The sequence below is a fragment of the Cupriavidus sp. SIMBA_020 genome, assembly GCF_046535395.1.
Classification (GTDB): Bacteria; Pseudomonadota; Gammaproteobacteria; order Burkholderiales; family Burkholderiaceae; genus Cupriavidus; species Cupriavidus campinensis.
Window position 1 is genome coordinate 1 of record NZ_JAWRWU010001315.1, and the last position, 248, is coordinate 248.

The following is a 248-nucleotide window of genomic DNA, read 5'->3' on the forward strand; positions in this document are numbered from 1 at the left end:
CTACGTGCCGCAGGGCCGCGACATCTTCGCCCGGCTCACGGTGGAAGAAAACATCCTGATGGGCATGGCGACCAAGCCGGCCGCGCGCGCGCGCCGCATCAAGGAGGAAGTGTTCGAGCTGTTCCCGGTGCTCAAGAGCATGCTGGCGCGGCGCGGCGGCGACCTGTCCGGCGGCCAGCAGCAACAGCTTGCGATCGCCCGCGCGCTGGTGGCCGAACCCAAGCTGATCATCCTGGACGAACCCACCG

General features: G+C 68.5%; 1 protein-coding gene. It reads left to right on the top strand.

Annotated elements, in window-relative coordinates; translation table 11 throughout:
* Positions 1–248, top strand: a 248-nt coding sequence (locus tag SB751_RS33760) for an ATP-binding cassette domain-containing protein (protein ID WP_410749467.1), incomplete at both ends; no start/stop codon positions are given.